Source organism: Stenotrophomonas sp. Pemsol (assembly GCF_003586545.1).
Lineage (GTDB): Bacteria > Pseudomonadota > Gammaproteobacteria > Xanthomonadales > Xanthomonadaceae > Stenotrophomonas > Stenotrophomonas sepilia.
Genome location: NZ_CP025780.1, coordinates 88,131 through 101,997, shown reverse-complemented (window position 1 = coordinate 101,997; position 13,867 = coordinate 88,131). Strand labels below are relative to the sequence as shown.

The window sequence follows — 13,867 nt, the reverse complement described above, 5'->3', positions numbered from 1 at the left end:
TGACCGTATAGCGCTCTGCTTCCTTGCTCATGTCTTACTTCCCTAGCGATTGATATCCAACAATAAGTTCGGCTTGGAGCCCTTCCAACTGCGGGCGGTCCTCCATCAGGTCGACAGTCAACCGATACCGGCCCGGCTCCAGCCAACCGACCTGCGCGAACTGAAGCACCTGATACAGCATCTCATCCGAGTGCAAACCGGCCTCGATCAGTGCGTTGTCATCCAAGCTTGTATCAGCCAGATATCGCACAACCTCATCTTCTGGAATTCTCTGTGAGTCGCGCCCGTCAGGAGTGCTCTGCCATAGCTGTACAGAACCAAGTGCGCCGCCATCAATCCGCTCCAGGCGCAATCGCGTGGGTGGCTTTCCCAGCCTGATCTTCTCCCACGCATCCAGCAACGAGCGCCCATCGGTATCCTGCAGCCGCAACCCGATGTTCAGGATCGGAATGGCCGGCTTCTGGGGCGCCGGCAAATCAAACGTGACCTCGGCAATCCGACCGGCCTTCTGCAACTGCACGGCCCGCGTGAGCGGCACAACCGTGCGGGCCTCGGCCTGTGCGCGCGTCAGCAGGGACGGCGCAACCTCAGGCGCTGGTGACGCACGGCATGCCGCCAGCGCGCCCAGCACCGCCAGTACCACCAGCCCCCGCCGCAGTGACCGCGTCATTGCTCCTTCAACCGCAGCGAATCGGCCACATCGGTCTTGGCCGCCACCTCGGTGGCGATGCTGGCGCGGCGGTGCCCCGGGTCGTTGCGGTCGCCCTGCACGATGAAGATGCTCTCCGCCGCATGGCTGCTCTTCGTCGGCCGGCTGAGCAGCACGTGGTCCACGCGCGAGAGATTGTTCTGCTTGGCCAGCACCAGCAGGCTGGCACTGATGCGCTGGCTGGCCGCATCGAACGGGCGGCCGTGCGCGGCATCCAGCTCCGCCACCTTCTGGATCAGCTGCGAGAACAGGCGATGGTCGGGATGCGAAGGGTCCAGCAGCGTGCCGGCCACTTCAATCGGCGTCGGCGGCGGTTCATCGCTGGCACGGTCGCCCTGGCGATGATGCTCGGCCTCGCGCTCGGGCATCGCGTGGTGGGTTTCGGCATTCAGGTCGCTGCCCGGGAACGGCGCGGCGATACACTGGATCTCCGGCAGGTTGAACAGCACCGCGAACTCGCCCAGGTTGCTGCTGCCATCCAGCGGCGCCGGCAGCGGATGCAGGCCGGCGTAGTGCAGCGCCGCCCAGACGAAATCACTGCAACGGTTGATGGTGGCCGGGCGATCCACATCGAATTCGAACTCGGCCGGTTCCTCGGCGAAATCACGCAGGCAGCCGTAATGCTCCTCGGTGATTTCCAGGGTGCGGCTGTAGTACGGGTCCAGATGCTCGTCGGCATCATCGTGGCGCACCTGTGCGTACTGCACGCCGGTGCGGGTTTCACCCGGCGCGTGGCGCGGTGGCGCGAAGCCGTAGCTGTGGGCCTCGTCGCCCGCGGCCACCTGCAGGTACATATGGCCGCGCGGCGAGATGCCCCCACTTTTCAGCGGGGTGCCGGGCGCGGCCAGATAAACGGTTACGGTGTAGCGTGTTGCCTGCTCCATGCCTGTTCAGCCTTGATGGATGCTGCGGTCCTGGGCGGATGATGGCATAGGTGGGATAGGGGGCAGGTGGAGGAATTGAGGACGCCGATCGCGATTTGCTGAATATGTGAGCCAGCGTGCAGTACTGGACCCGGGCGTGAGCAAGGTCCCGGCAACGACTGGAGCTTGCCATTCCACCGATCTATAGTCGTTCCGGTCATGCAAGGGAATCGCCCATGAGCAGAGCACCGGCTTGCCGGCTTGCCTACTTCGCCCTGGTGGCCGTGCTCAGCACCACCGCCTGCGCGAAGGCCCCATCCAAGGAAAAGGACCCGAACGGAACCCCCATGTCCGAAACCGCAACCAGCCCACGTACGGTGGGCGGACAGACCTACACGACGCAGCCGGTAGAGGCTCGGCTTGGCCCGCACCGCTTCATGTTCCCGGCCAACCTCTACTACAACCAGACGGGCCCCCTGGCCGATGGAGGCGTCATGCTCACGGTGTTCTGGCCGGATTTCGATGCAGCGCCCCCCGGTGATCGCCCGGTGCGCAGCACGCAGGACAGCCGGCGGCAGGTGCTGGTCGAGCTTAGATACATCGATCGCGTTCCCATCCAGAACTATCTGGCGCGTCGGTCCAGTAGTGAAGCCACCAGCGCGCCGGGATCACTGGAGCGGAGGGACCCGGTAGAGAACCTCGCGCTGCGCGTTGCACAACCCGAACGCTGGGGTCTGACGCCGTATGCGATCGACCCATCGTTGATGGCAGCCTATGCAAAGGATTCGGAGGCTGCGCTGGGCAGGCCTTACGTGCACAACCCAGGGATGGAACCAGACTGGTATGTGGCCCGCTCGGCGGAGGGGCAACTGACAACGTTCATCAGCTGCGACCCGGCAGATCGCATTCCTGACGGACTTGTAGTTCAGGGAAAGACACTTGAACGCGCTGGCGAAGGCCAGATCGCAATGTGCCGCCATTCCATCGTGGACGTGGGCGACAGCATCGCCATCGAGATGAACTATGCACGCGTCATACTGAGCGACTGGCAGCGCCTGGAAACCAGCGTTCATGATCTTCTGGAACGATATCGCGTTCAGCCGTGAACGATGGAGGTCCGGGCGCTCTTCATTCGGGTCGCACAGTACCTTCAACACCGTCAGGGACTCACCGATGGGCATCACAACGAAAGAGGCTTCGGCTTTGCTCTCCGCCATCATGACCAGATTGCTTCGGCCGCAGCTACGTCGAGCTATGCCGCGGGCAGCTCACATTGGTGCTCTTTTCGGACTGTCAGCCATGCTCACGCTGACGTCTGCATGTGCGCGATCGCCGGATACGTCTGCCGTCAATGAACGTGCCGCTGCCGCAGATACGCAGCCTGCCGGCATCTCCATGGCCGAGCTGCAAAAACGGATTCTCGCCTACGCGGATTCGCTCAGGTCAAGGGCGGACATCAGTCCGGACAAGTTTGGCACGGCGATCGGTGTGTCACTCGTGCCAGACGAAAAGGTCAGCATCAGGCACATCGCGAAGGACCTGACAACAACGGACGGCTATAACTATGGGGTGACTTATCTATCGGTTGAGTCGGCACGTGAGTTTCCCAACCAAGAGGTGATCTTCTATCAGCTGGGCAAGCAGCCAGTGACGGATGCTCCGAATGGCGTGTGCTACTGGGAAGCCGAAAGTGCCGGACGAGCCCTCGAAGCCCTCGGATACAGAACCGGAGCAGAAGTGCCATTTCAGAGAGGGGGCATCAGGCAGTACCGGCGCCCCATCACCGGTGGTAACCAGGGTATGGATACCAGCCTGTTGACCTATCGTTCCGATGAAGGTGATACAGCGAGAACCTGCGTCTACGCGGTCCAGTTTGGAGGAGGAGACAGATGAATACGATCCCCCGCTATCGGCAGAATGCCGAGCTGACTTACCCGTGACACTCAGCGTACCGGCGGTGGCGAGGCTGCCTTACTTGGGCCTGCGCAAGTAAGCAACCAGGAGTTCCGGGTGGTACGGCTCAAGCTGTGGCAGAGGGGAGTGCAGTTGCACTTCAACCCGGTATCGGCCCGGCGACGGATTGCGTGCCCATGCGAAGGCCAGCTGTGCATAGTTATCATCGGGTCGTTCCAGCCCAGCATTCTGCAGCGCCAGCACGTCAACATCGTCCAGCCACGCATTTGTCACTCGACCATCGGCGGGGATGGGAATTGTTCTGGCAGGTTCCCCAATGACCCATTCCAGCCGGTGCAAGGGCACGTCCTTCCATCCGCTCGATTCCAGGCGCTGCATGGAAACCTTCGCCTGGAACCCGGACGCCCGAACATCGGCCAGTGCCCCAAACGCCGCGGTGTTATCCGTGCGGTCAACGCGAATGCCGATCATGAGCGTTGGAGAGGAATTTTTGCTGGGAGCAGCCACATCGAACTCGACCGTCAATGGTGCATCCATTGACGAGGTGGGCATGGCTCGCACAAGCGGCACCAGATCCGGAGGATGGGCCTCTGCTATCGAGCCTTCGTCGCGAGCCGCATCGGGCCGGCACGCGGTAGCCAGAAGAACGAGTAGTGCTGCGAGCATGCATATCCGGCGCATTCCATGTGGCGTCATCTTCAGTCCTCCGTCCAGGTCGCCAGTGCAGTGAATGCCCTACTCATCCCCCGCTCGCCGCACGAATCTGTATGTCGTGCTGCACCCGCTGGTCTTCCAGCTGCTGGTCCATTTGATTGGCAAGCGCACGCTGGTGCGCTTCACGGCTGACTGCATCGAACTGCTGCAGTGATTCCTCCACCGATGTCTGCGCCGCCAGCTCGGTCGGCATCGCAGCGCGCTGGTGTGCCGGATTGCTGGGCTCGCCCTGCACCACGAACAGCGTGTGCCCGGCCGGGTGTTCGCGCGTAGCGTTGCTCACCAGCACATGGTCCACCCGCTCCAGGTCGTTGTCCTTGGCCAGTACCAGAAGGCTGGCCGTCATCCGCTCGCTGACTTCATCGAAGCTGCGACCGTGCTTGGCGTCCAGCGCTTCCACGCCATCGCGGATCTGCTGATACAGCGCATGGTCAGGGTGACCGGGCTGGGTGGGATCCTGCACCACCCGGCTCGGGGCCGATGCCTCATCCGGTGCGGGCGCGGCTGGCTCGGGGCTTGGCGCTATCGTGGGCGCGGCAGGAACAGTGACAGCCGCAGTGACGGGCTGGTGGTCACCCAACGGAGCCGGTTCGGGCTCTGGCACGTGTTGTGCCGCTTCCTGCTCCAAAGGCCATGGATCGCGCGCAGGCTCAGCAGGCAGCGGCTCCTTGAACGGCACCGGCTCGACCTCCTGCACTGCCATGTCCTGCTTTGGAGTGGGAGCAACCGCAGGCATCGGGGCCATCTTCTCCGGTTCCGCTGCCTGCTCTGTGCGCTGCGTGGGCATCATCTGCGTTGCCGCATCCAAGGGCGCGGCGACATGTGGCGTCGCGCGCTCAGGTCCGGCCGGGTGCGGCTGCATCGGCCCAGCGGGCTCCGGCGTCTGTGAGGCGGTACGGTTTTCGGTGGGCGCCTCGTTGTTTGGATGGGGATGGGGCTGAGGATGGGGCTGAGGCTGAGGTTGAGGCTCCGCCTCACGCCGCGGCGGATCGCGCTGCTCGGCGTGCCGCTGAGGCGTGGGCTTGTCCTGAGGGGCAGGCGTAGGCGGTGGCGTGACCGCTACCGCTGGCGGCGCTGCCGCAACCGTCGCAGGCGCGATGGATTGCGCAGTCGCCGGCTCTTCAGGCCGCACTTCCACGTTCCCATCCTGCTCGGATGGCTTGTCGCCATGTGCCAGCTGCGCGGCTGCTCGTGCAACCTGTCCTACATCTACCTGCGCAGCACCCAGCCGATTCGCTTCCTGCAGTGCCTGCCGGTACGCCTCCTGCTCACCCGCCGACAGCGCTGCAATGCGTAGCTCGGGCGAGTCGGGCAACGGTGCCTGCTCATTGGCACGCGCGCGCATCTCATTCCATGCGGCCTGCAGCTCCTGCGTGCTGGTAGTCGCGACGGCGCGCGCCACGCCATCCTGGCCTACCTGATAATGGGTGATGGGCCGGGACGCGCCCGCGTTGCCTTCGGCTACAGGCCCCAGTTCCTGCAGCGTGGGACCCGCAATGCCGTGCTGCTCGCGCGTGCGTGCCGTGGCCAGGGCAATGGCCTGCTCCCACGCCGGGGTCAGCGCGATGCCCGCAGCGTAGTAGCTGTGGCGCAGCTCGTTCTGGTTCACTTCCGCCGCAGTTGGCAACCGTCGCGCGTCCAATGCGGCAATGGTCTGGTTGAACTGATCGAGCGACGGCTGCTGGATGGTGCGGGTCAGCTCCAACTCCAGCGCCATGTTGCCCTGCGCGATCTGGCCAGCGTGGTGCCATTGTCCTGCGTCATCGCGCTGGTAAAGCTGGTTGTCCGAGCCCTGGATGGCGTCGGGTCTGGCACGCGCCTGCTCCACCGCTTCCGGCACCAGCGGCACGAAGTCGCTGGCGCGGGTAGCGACGTAAGTCTCCAGGTAGCTGGCGGCAATCGCGGCCTTGCCGTTGGCGATGTTGTTCTCGATGCGTTGCACCGCCTCACGATTCAACTCGTTGGCGCGTTCGGGGCTGGCGGTCTGCGTCTCATACACCCCCCGGTCGTTGGCACCGGACACGCTGATCTTGACCCGCCGCGTCCACTGTTCGGTCTGCGCATCGCGGTGCCAGTTGGGGTTGTCCAGACGGCTCTCGCCATCCTTCGCCGGGATGCTGAAAGGATCCTGCGGCGGCGGCGCCTTGCCCAGCGCCAGCTCTACCGCTTTTACATGGGCGTATGCGCCCAGCTCGCGGGCCTTCTCGTAACTGGCGCCCACACTGCGCTCAGCCGGAGTACCAATGCCGTCGCCTGTGCTGTCCATAACCGCCTGGCGCTGCCAGTTGCGGCCATCGAACTGCCATGTGACATCGGCCTTGTCGGTCTGCCGGTAGACGGCGCGGTTGTCGAGCAGATCGGCACCCTTGTCGAACGCCTTGCTCATCAGCAGCGCATCGCCCGCGACGATGGCCGCAGGGACGAAACTCGACGTGCCGATCAGTGATGCGGTGGCCATGCCGCCGATCCAGCCACCGCCGTTGCGTGCCAGAGCGTGGGTGAGCTCGGACTGGGCGGCCGTGCCGTTGCCTTCTTCCAGCAGTTGCGAGGTGCGGCGGGCGGTAACGACAGCGTCGGCGCCGGAGGCGAGCAGGCCGCCGGAGCGGATCAGTTGGCTCGTGGAGGCTTCGCCGAGGAGGAAGTCCAGGGTAACTCCGCCGCGTTGCCCGACCGGAGCACGAAGGCGTGACGCGGCCTCTTCACCAAGAACAGACTCAACTACAAGAACGCCGCCCGGAGACATCTGGAGACGCCCGGCTTGATGGGCATCAGCGATAGCATTCGACAATCCGTTACGCTGCAGCTCGATGTTGCCGCCACGTATCAGCGGCTGTCCGGATCCTTGAAAGTGCTGGAGCGTGTATACAACGCGGCTCTCGTTGGGTGTGACGGCGCTCCATTGCCTGGAAAGAACGGAAGACTGCTGGTGGTGCTCCAGCTGTCCAGAGTACTGCTGGGCGTACTCCTCGGGCCTCCTGTAGAACTCCCTCGTCTGGACACGTGCCTGATCTGTGCTTTGTCCTAAAGCAGTGTTCGTCCGCAGGTCTCCGTTGACCAAGCCGACCTGTGAAATGTCGCTCAACCGATGAACTTTGGCAGCGATGCGATCCATTGCCTCCAGGTCGCCAGCCAGCGCTGCTTGGCCATCCCGGCTTCTCTCGAGGCGGGCGAGATTGGCCTCCAAGCCGATTCGATACTCACGAATCGGTCCGCCGTTGTGAGGTGACACCCCCAAGGCCTGCGCGAGCGCCTTGTCCTGGGGCATATTGATCAGGTTCTGATCGGCATCGATGTTGAAGCGACCCGCATCAGCCAGAGCCTTGAGCAAGCGACTATTGCCAAGCGTCTGTTGCTCGATGGCGTGATGCTGCTGAAAAATGGGAACGACTCGAGGCATCTGGAGGCTCCTTCCGTGCAGCCGCACTTAATCAGATATCTGATGCATCAATAAAAGATATTCCACTCAACTCCGGATCATCCGGCACTCCAGCAGCATGCACAGCATCCACAAACCTACGATCAGCGATCACGAACGTGCTGAACGGTGTGAGGAAGACATGCGCTCCTGCCAGTGCATCGTTCTTGAAGGCCAAGCTGGCCCCGCCTGCAATCGAGTAGAACTTGCCATTGACGAAGTCATCGTCAATCTCGATATCCAGCCGTGAACGATCCTCGTCCACTGCGTCCAGCTCTCTCACTACGTCACACAGAAAGTGGCGTGGCCCCTGCGCGCCATCTGCAAAGCGAACATCACATTCGGCGAATGCAAAGGCGCCTGGATCCAGCGCGTTCATTACGCTCTGGAGTCGCTCCGAGACCAGCCAGTACCCACTGAAGCCACCCTCCAGATCCCGCGGCGCAGGCCCCTGAGAAGCATCGAACACAATTCGGGGCTTCTCCCGGAGCTCGGGAAATCCACCGTTCTCTGGCCTGAGGATTATTCGCGGTGGCGACAGCAGCGCCTGAACGTTCTCGAAGATCGCTCCTCTGAAAGGACGATTGCTTTCCAAGTCCGGCGCAAACAGGAAGAATCTTCCCGATTCAGGCCCATTGATTGCCATCGGTTCCATCGTCGTTTTCCTTTGGGCTTCTTGCAAATACGATCTGTGAGAGAGCTTACATCGATCACACTTGGACCTGACAGCGAGGATGTGGAGAGGTGTCGAGGTCCTCCGCGAGCCCACCTCCAGACGGAAGGTAGAGATGATTGAGCGACTCATCCTTAGCCAGGTATCCCGCCTCGACAAGCCTCTTGACGAGAGGATGATCCCTGAACACCACCTGCTCAAAGACATGATGACTTTGTAGAATTACGCTTTCTTCTGGCATAGGATTCCGTTCCCAAGAGGGCGAAAAGTTCCGCTGAACTAGTAGCCTGCAGCGTCTTCAATCCACACGCCGCGCGGATTGATCACCGTTCCAAATCCATGCTCGATGAGCGCGTCGCGAAGCACTCTGTCACAGTGGACACGGCTGCCCGAATGGATATCCATGAATACATGCGCATCAGCCACTTCCGCTTCCTTGAAGGACAACTTGCCGCCACCTGAGAGGCTGTAGTACTTGCCGTTCCGGTAGCCATCCAGAATTTTCACACTCGATGCATTCTCGTCAATCGCGTCCAGAATTCTTATCACCTCACACAAGTAGTGAGGCTCACCTTCTGAACCGTCCTCGAGCTGAAAGGCACACTTCGCAAAGGCAAAGCCTTCGGCATCGATGTTCTCCATTACATCCTTCAGGGGTTGAGAAATCAGCCAATAGCCGTTGAATCCGCCTTGCAGATCCAAAGGCATATCACCCACTTGGCTATCGAAGCGAAGCTTGGGAACAACCCTGAGTGATGCAAGCCCGCCCACCTCAGAAGGCTCGCTCATGTAGGTCGGCCAAGGGATTTCCTCTTCATTGTCCAATTTGACCCCATGACCACGACCAGGCGCACCCATATCGGGGCTAAGCACGTAGAAGCGACCTTTAGGGGGCGCAACTCTATTCATGCCGTCCTCATTCATTCTCGTTATCCACTGGCGTCAGCGAGCTCAGGCAAACATTGTTCGGAACGCACAGATCGAGATCGCATTGTCATTAAAGATTGGGCTCCAAACCGCAGTGCTACTCAATCTTCGGAGGACCGTCTGGCCCAACAGTTCACAACGTCTTCGAACCAGAGCCCGTTGCATGTTCTGGCGGTCACGATGCCGGCACCTTCTACTGCGTTCTTGAAGATGTGGTCGCAGAAGACTCCCTCGTAGTAGGGGAGCCGGAACACGTGAGCGTCAACGATGGCCTCCCGCTTGAATGCCAGACGCGCGTCGCCGGTCAGGTCGTAGTACTTCCCCTCTTCATAGTCGTCACTAACGATGATCTTCAGATGGGATGCTGCCTCATCCAAGGCATCAATGGTTCTGATGACATCGCAAAGGAAATAGGGACCACCCATTGCTCCATCAGCGAGTCGATAGGCAGTCTCCCTGAACGCGAAAGCACCTGGGTCCACGGCCGCCATCACCTCGCGGAGGCGCCCGGAAACGAGCCAATAGCCGCTTATTCCAGCTTCAAGATCCTCCGGTGGCCACCCTTCGCTTGGGTAATACACCAGGCGCGGGGTCTCGCGCAGAGGCGGGAAGCCCCCCTGATCGGGACGCAAGAGGAAATTTGGAGGGGTCTTCAGGGAAGACTCGTTCTCAAAAACGACGCCATGCCCTTTGCCGCGCCGTCGGGCATCTGGGCGCAACTCGAAGAACTCGCCCTTCTTTGGCAGATTCGAAGTCATTGCTCGCCTCACCTCAGAATCAATCTAAATAAGCGTGCCAAGATCTTATCAAAGGGTGCCAACCTTCCATGCCCTCTTCGAGTCATGCCCGCGCGCTCACAGTCTGAAGCCCCCTCCACCGACATAGCGCACTACTGCATCTCGCCAATTCCTCTGGCCGCTCTGAAGTCTCGATGCGACCCGCCTCTTACCGCCCTGTCTTCAACTCAAGCACTGAATAGGCATGGCTGCCTTTTAAACCGTTCTGCACCGGCAAGCAATCGGACAAAAATGAAATCGATCTTAAGTTCGACTACCGATCCCGTTCCATGAGACGCGCCGCAGCCGTCTTCAATTTTTACATGCGGATTCTGCTTAGAATGACGCGCGTCATATCAGACATTGGCTGCGTCCTTGAACCTCAGGCCACGCGTTTCACACGCGCTTCCAATTCCCGCAGCGCGTATGGCATCCCGGAACACGCGATCGCAGTAGACAAGATCGCCGGAGTACGGGCTCCTGAAGACATGACTGCGCCCGATTACATCCCTCTTGAATGCCAAGCTTGCTCCGCCACGAAGGTCGTAGAACTTTCCGCCCGGATAGCCCTCATCGACGATGACCCGGAACTTCGATGCTTCCTCATCGACGGCATCCAGCTCGCGAGCAACCTCGCACAGGTAGTACGTTGGGCCCTCTGTGCCCTTCGGAAGCACGTAATCACACTCCACGAACTCAAAGGCAACGGGATCTATATCGGTGAAGGCCATCTTGAGGCGCTCTGATACCAACCAGTAGCCACTCATTCCTCCCTCGAGATCCTGCGGTGGATCCCCCAGCTTTGGTTCGAGAGCCAGGCGCGGTCTCTGCGCCAGAGGAGGGAAACCACCTTCTTCAGGGCGGATGATCAGCCTGGGTGGCGTCAGCAGTGCGCCCTCATTCTCGATCTCAACGCCGTGCCCTCTTCCCCTTCGAGTCGTGTCGGGCATCAGCAGATAGAATTCACCAGGCACAGGCTGATTACGTTTTGACGAGGGCATGTGCTTGTTTCTCTCCCAATTTTAGGCATGTACCGCACTCCGCACACTTGCAGCATAGGTCGCGAGGTTAGCGCCGGTGGGACCGACTCAGCAGTTCACCACATCTTCAAACCAGAGCCCGTTGGATCTCTTGGCCGTGACGATGCCGGCAGCTTCCACCGCATCTTTGAACGTTCGGTCGCAGAATACCCCGCCATGGAACGGCAGTCTGAACACGTGAGCCGAACCCAGCACTTCGCGTTTGAACGCCAACCGGATATCACCGGTCAGGCGGTAATATTTCCCTGCCTCGTACTCATCGCTGATCACGATGTTGAGCTGGGAGGCTTCTTCATCCAAGGCGTCCAGCGTACGGACCACGTCGCAAAGGAAGTAGGTTGGTCCCTTTGAACCGTCATCCAAGCGATAGTCGGTATCAGCGAAAACGAACGCGTCAGGGTCAATCTCTTCCATGACCTGGCGCAAACGCTCGGAGACCAGCCAGTAGCCGCTCAGCCCGCCTTCCAGGTCCTGTGGAGGGACACCCTGCCGCTCCCGATAGACCAAGCGCGGGGTTTCACGCAGTGGAGGGAAGCCACCGGCCTCGGGTAAGAGGATCAGCCTGGGAGTCGCAAGCAACGCGTCCACGTTATCAAAAACCACCCCGTGACCCTCTCCTCCACGGGTAGCATCCGGTCGTAGCTTGAAGAACTCGCCCTTGCGCGGCTGGTAGGTGGAAGCTGATCCCATGCTTGTCATCTCACGCTGTGAATGTGAATCGAGATTCCTCGTAAGCAGTTGAAGCGAATCCAGAAGGCATCCAAGGGTACGATCCTCAGAGCTCTGACTCAGATGCTGGCCGCGTCTGTGAACCAGAGGCCCCGGGATACGCGCGGCCCACCGATTCCAGCGTTCCACACAGCGTCGCGGAGCTCTCTGTCGCAGAGGACGAGGTTTCCCGAGTAAGGCGTCCGGAATATTCTGGCTTGACCGATGATCTGCTTGCGGAACGCCAGACTGGCTCCGCCCCTAAGGTCGTAGAACTTCCCACCTCGATAGCCTGCGTCAGTGATGATCCGAAGTTTCGAGGCTTCTTCGTCCACCGCATCGAGCTCACGGGTTACATCACACAGGAAGTACCGCGGCCCCTTGGATCCATCGGCAAGACGGTAATCACACTCCACAAACTCGAAGCCAGCCGGATCTACAGACACAAGAGCACCGCGTAATCGTTCGGAGACCATCCAGTACCCGCTCATGCCCCCCTCCAGATCCTCTGGGAGGCTCCCCTTCTTTGCCGAGTAGACGAGCAACGGCTTCTCCGCCATGGGCGGAAAGCCGCCCTCTTCGGGTCGCAGGATCAGGCGCGGCGGGATGCGCAGCCGCTTCGCGTTCTCGAACACGACGCCGTGCCCCTTTCCCCCACGCGTGGTATCAGGCATCAGGAGGAAGAACTCGCCAGGAACAGGCTGGTTCGACTTCAATGCTTCCATGCTCTTTCGCCTCCTTTAGCTATGATGCGCCGTAGCGAGTCTGCCCCGTTCTACCCCGACCTTGCGCCTGGTGCAATCAGATCACTGCGAGATTCCGAACCTGGTCAAGCATGCGTCCCACGTCTTGAGACGCGCTCCAGCCATCCTCCCTTTCCCCTCTGGAGGATGACATGACCAAGATCGACCCCACATGGCTGGAAGCGTTCGACAAGGAACTTCTCCACCTGTTCGCCATCGACCATCGCGATGCCGGCATGGATGAGTACCTGCTGAGTTGCTACGCGGACCTTCCTCCACGCGAAGCAGCACTGGCGTTCGGCAGCGACTACGACCTGGAGCGCGACGATGCGCTGTGGCCACGGCCGGGCGTGGCGCTGCGAAGTTAAGCCGTGTCGCAATCGGCACGCTGCGCGAATGGGCGCTGTGGGCTACGTGTCGCTTTTGGGATCCCGAACAGCTGCAAACCGTGCTTTTCAATGCGCATTCGGGCGGTAGCTTAACACCGGCCGAAACCACTGCACCGCAAGGGTTCTGCCACGCGCGCGCCATGCAACAATGCCGTAAGCGTCAGCATTTGCGGCCTCTGCGGCCTACGGTTTCTTGGCATCTCGCAACCATGCGAGTACACCTTGGCGTGCCACCTCGCACTAGGTGGCGCGGGACTCGAAAACCCGTCTGAATACCCAGTGCTTTGCGCTTGCCAGTCGGCGTCATCTTCGGATGGCGCCGGCTGGCAATCCGTTCGCGATCCATGGCGGGCGGTGCGTGGGGGTCCTCGGACCCGCCGGATTGGGTATTCACCGGTTTTCGAGACGCGCACCGTCCGCCGCCTCTATCGGTGGCGTTGCTATCTGTCCTGTACGGAGCATTGCCATGAACACATCGGACTTCCGTTCCCTGCACGCGCAGTACGATCCGGACAACGCCTCACCCGAGCGCGAACCGTCCGTCGATCCCAACGCCTTCGTAGCCACGCTGCGCCGCATCGGAACTGGTGCAGCTGCGGATGGCCAGCCTTGGCCGGAACGGCATCAACTGCCTGGGCGGTGTCTACAGCTGGCGGATGCGGATTGCGCGCTGGCGGGGCTGCGCGTGGTGGCGGAGCTGATGTTGGCTGCGGAGCGGACCCGGCAGAACGGCGCGCCCGAGGAGTACCTGGGGGATCGGGTGATGGAAGGGTTGAAGATGGCGTGCGTGGCGTTGACTGCGCAGGCTATTGAGCGCCTGCAGGTGCGGGAGTAGAGCGGGCAACTCACAGCGCCAATCGCAGTTGGGGAGCGCCGCTGACGGAGCATTGCGAGCGTCGGCGCGCCTCCGCCCGTCATCGATCTACGGGACTTCCAACGAAGTCAGAGAGATTCGCCATCGGGCTCGTTCTAGCGTGAATGCTCACAGTTCCTTTC

At 61.2% G+C, this 13,867-nt stretch carries 14 protein-coding genes; 4 read left to right on the top strand and 10 right to left on the bottom strand.

The genetic code is table 11. From position 1 onward, the window contains the following. Positions 1–34: 34 nt before the first annotated feature. Positions 35–670 carry a hypothetical protein gene (locus PEM_RS00465; RefSeq protein ID WP_119706056.1) on the bottom strand — a complete coding sequence of 212 codons (636 nt, stop codon included), beginning with the start codon at positions 668–670 and terminating at the stop codon, positions 35–37. Next, positions 667–1,593: an XVIPCD domain-containing protein gene (locus PEM_RS00460; protein WP_119706055.1), complete on the bottom strand. Its 927-nt coding sequence runs from the start codon at positions 1,591–1,593 to the stop codon at positions 667–669. Before PEM_RS00460 ends, PEM_RS00465 begins: the two co-directional genes overlap by 4 nt. A gap of 215 nt (positions 1,594–1,808) precedes the next feature. On the opposite strand from PEM_RS00460, the gene PEM_RS00455 reads away from it, so the two are divergent. Together PEM_RS00455 and PEM_RS00450 are read left to right on the top strand one after the other, a co-directional pair. Next, positions 1,809–2,678, top strand: a complete 870-nt coding sequence (locus PEM_RS00455; protein ID WP_119706054.1) for a hypothetical protein — start codon at positions 1,809–1,811, stop codon at positions 2,676–2,678. 193 nt (positions 2,679–2,871) lie between these two features. Next, positions 2,872–3,465, top strand: a complete 594-nt coding sequence (locus tag PEM_RS00450) for a hypothetical protein (RefSeq protein ID WP_162911564.1) — start codon at positions 2,872–2,874, stop codon at positions 3,463–3,465. 78 nt (positions 3,466–3,543) lie between these two features. Here PEM_RS00450 and PEM_RS00445 read toward each other — a convergent pair whose 3' ends face one another. From PEM_RS00445 to PEM_RS00405, 8 genes are all read right to left on the bottom strand, one after another. Next, a complete protein-coding gene (locus PEM_RS00445) occupies positions 3,544–4,152 on the bottom strand; it encodes a hypothetical protein (protein WP_162911563.1) in 609 nt (202 codons plus the stop codon). 73 nt (positions 4,153–4,225) lie between these two features. After that, positions 4,226–7,597, bottom strand: a complete 3,372-nt coding sequence (locus PEM_RS00440; RefSeq protein ID WP_162911562.1) for an XVIPCD domain-containing protein — start codon at positions 7,595–7,597, stop codon at positions 4,226–4,228. A 31-nt stretch (positions 7,598–7,628) separates the two neighbouring features. Beyond that, the gene (locus tag PEM_RS00430; RefSeq protein WP_119706049.1) at positions 7,629–8,270 is read right to left on the bottom strand and encodes a DUF1629 domain-containing protein; all 642 of its coding nucleotides are present in this window, start codon (positions 8,268–8,270) and stop codon (positions 7,629–7,631) included. 297 nt (positions 8,271–8,567) lie between these two features. Beyond that, the gene (locus tag PEM_RS00425) at positions 8,568–9,212 is read right to left on the bottom strand and encodes a DUF1629 domain-containing protein (RefSeq protein ID WP_240431573.1); all 645 of its coding nucleotides are present in this window, start codon (positions 9,210–9,212) and stop codon (positions 8,568–8,570) included. Between the two features lie 104 nt (positions 9,213–9,316). Then, entirely contained in the window at positions 9,317–9,973 is a 657-nt protein-coding gene (locus tag PEM_RS00420) for a DUF1629 domain-containing protein (protein ID WP_119706047.1), read from the bottom strand. 374 nt (positions 9,974–10,347) lie between these two features. Further along, entirely contained in the window at positions 10,348–10,992 is a 645-nt protein-coding gene (locus PEM_RS00415) for a DUF1629 domain-containing protein (protein WP_119706046.1), read from the bottom strand. Positions 10,993–11,079: 87 nt separating this feature from the next. Then, a complete protein-coding gene (locus PEM_RS00410) occupies positions 11,080–11,721 on the bottom strand; it encodes a DUF1629 domain-containing protein (protein ID WP_119706168.1) in 642 nt (213 codons plus the stop codon). Positions 11,722–11,819: 98 nt separating this feature from the next. Next, positions 11,820–12,464: a DUF1629 domain-containing protein gene (locus PEM_RS00405; protein WP_119706045.1), complete on the bottom strand. Its 645-nt coding sequence runs from the start codon at positions 12,462–12,464 to the stop codon at positions 11,820–11,822. Between the two features lie 170 nt (positions 12,465–12,634). Here PEM_RS00405 and PEM_RS00400 point away from each other — a divergent pair, with 170 nt between their 5' ends. Together PEM_RS00400 and PEM_RS00395 are read left to right on the top strand one after the other, a co-directional pair. Continuing rightward, positions 12,635–12,850: a hypothetical protein gene (locus PEM_RS00400; protein ID WP_119706044.1), complete on the top strand. Its 216-nt coding sequence runs from the start codon at positions 12,635–12,637 to the stop codon at positions 12,848–12,850. A gap of 487 nt (positions 12,851–13,337) precedes the next feature. Continuing rightward, complete coding sequence (locus tag PEM_RS00395; RefSeq protein ID WP_119706043.1) at positions 13,338–13,706, top strand: hypothetical protein; 369 nt, start codon at positions 13,338–13,340, stop codon at positions 13,704–13,706. Positions 13,707–13,867: the final 161 nt, after the last annotated feature.

Bases quoted from the DNA above. Each gene is read 5' to 3' on its own strand.
- PEM_RS00415 (WP_119706046.1), bottom strand. From the start codon at position 10,992: ATGCCCTCGTCAAAACGTAATCAGCCTGTGCCTGGTGAATTCTATCTG.
- PEM_RS00455 (WP_119706054.1), top strand. From the start codon at position 1,809: ATGAGCAGAGCACCGGCTTGCCGGCTTGCCTACTTCGCCCTGGTGGCC.
- PEM_RS00460 (WP_119706055.1), bottom strand. From the start codon at position 1,593: ATGGAGCAGGCAACACGCTACACCGTAACCGTTTATCTGGCCGCGCCC.
- PEM_RS00420 (WP_119706047.1), bottom strand. From the start codon at position 9,973: ATGACTTCGAATCTGCCAAAGAAGGGCGAGTTCTTCGAGTTGCGCCCA.
- PEM_RS00395 (WP_119706043.1), top strand. From the start codon at position 13,338: ATGAACACATCGGACTTCCGTTCCCTGCACGCGCAGTACGATCCGGAC.
- PEM_RS00445 (WP_162911563.1), bottom strand. From the start codon at position 4,152: ATGCTCGCAGCACTACTCGTTCTTCTGGCTACCGCGTGCCGGCCCGAT.
- PEM_RS00450 (WP_162911564.1), top strand. From the start codon at position 2,872: ATGCTCACGCTGACGTCTGCATGTGCGCGATCGCCGGATACGTCTGCC.
- PEM_RS00430 (WP_119706049.1), bottom strand. From the start codon at position 8,270: ATGGAACCGATGGCAATCAATGGGCCTGAATCGGGAAGATTCTTCCTG.
- PEM_RS00465 (WP_119706056.1), bottom strand. From the start codon at position 670: ATGACGCGGTCACTGCGGCGGGGGCTGGTGGTACTGGCGGTGCTGGGC.
- PEM_RS00425 (WP_240431573.1), bottom strand. From the start codon at position 9,212: ATGAATGAGGACGGCATGAATAGAGTTGCGCCCCCTAAAGGTCGCTTC.
- PEM_RS00400 (WP_119706044.1), top strand. From the start codon at position 12,635: ATGACCAAGATCGACCCCACATGGCTGGAAGCGTTCGACAAGGAACTT.
- PEM_RS00405 (WP_119706045.1), bottom strand. From the start codon at position 12,464: ATGGAAGCATTGAAGTCGAACCAGCCTGTTCCTGGCGAGTTCTTCCTC.
- PEM_RS00410 (WP_119706168.1), bottom strand. From the start codon at position 11,721: ATGGGATCAGCTTCCACCTACCAGCCGCGCAAGGGCGAGTTCTTCAAG.
- PEM_RS00440 (WP_162911562.1), bottom strand. From the start codon at position 7,597: ATGCCTCGAGTCGTTCCCATTTTTCAGCAGCATCACGCCATCGAGCAA.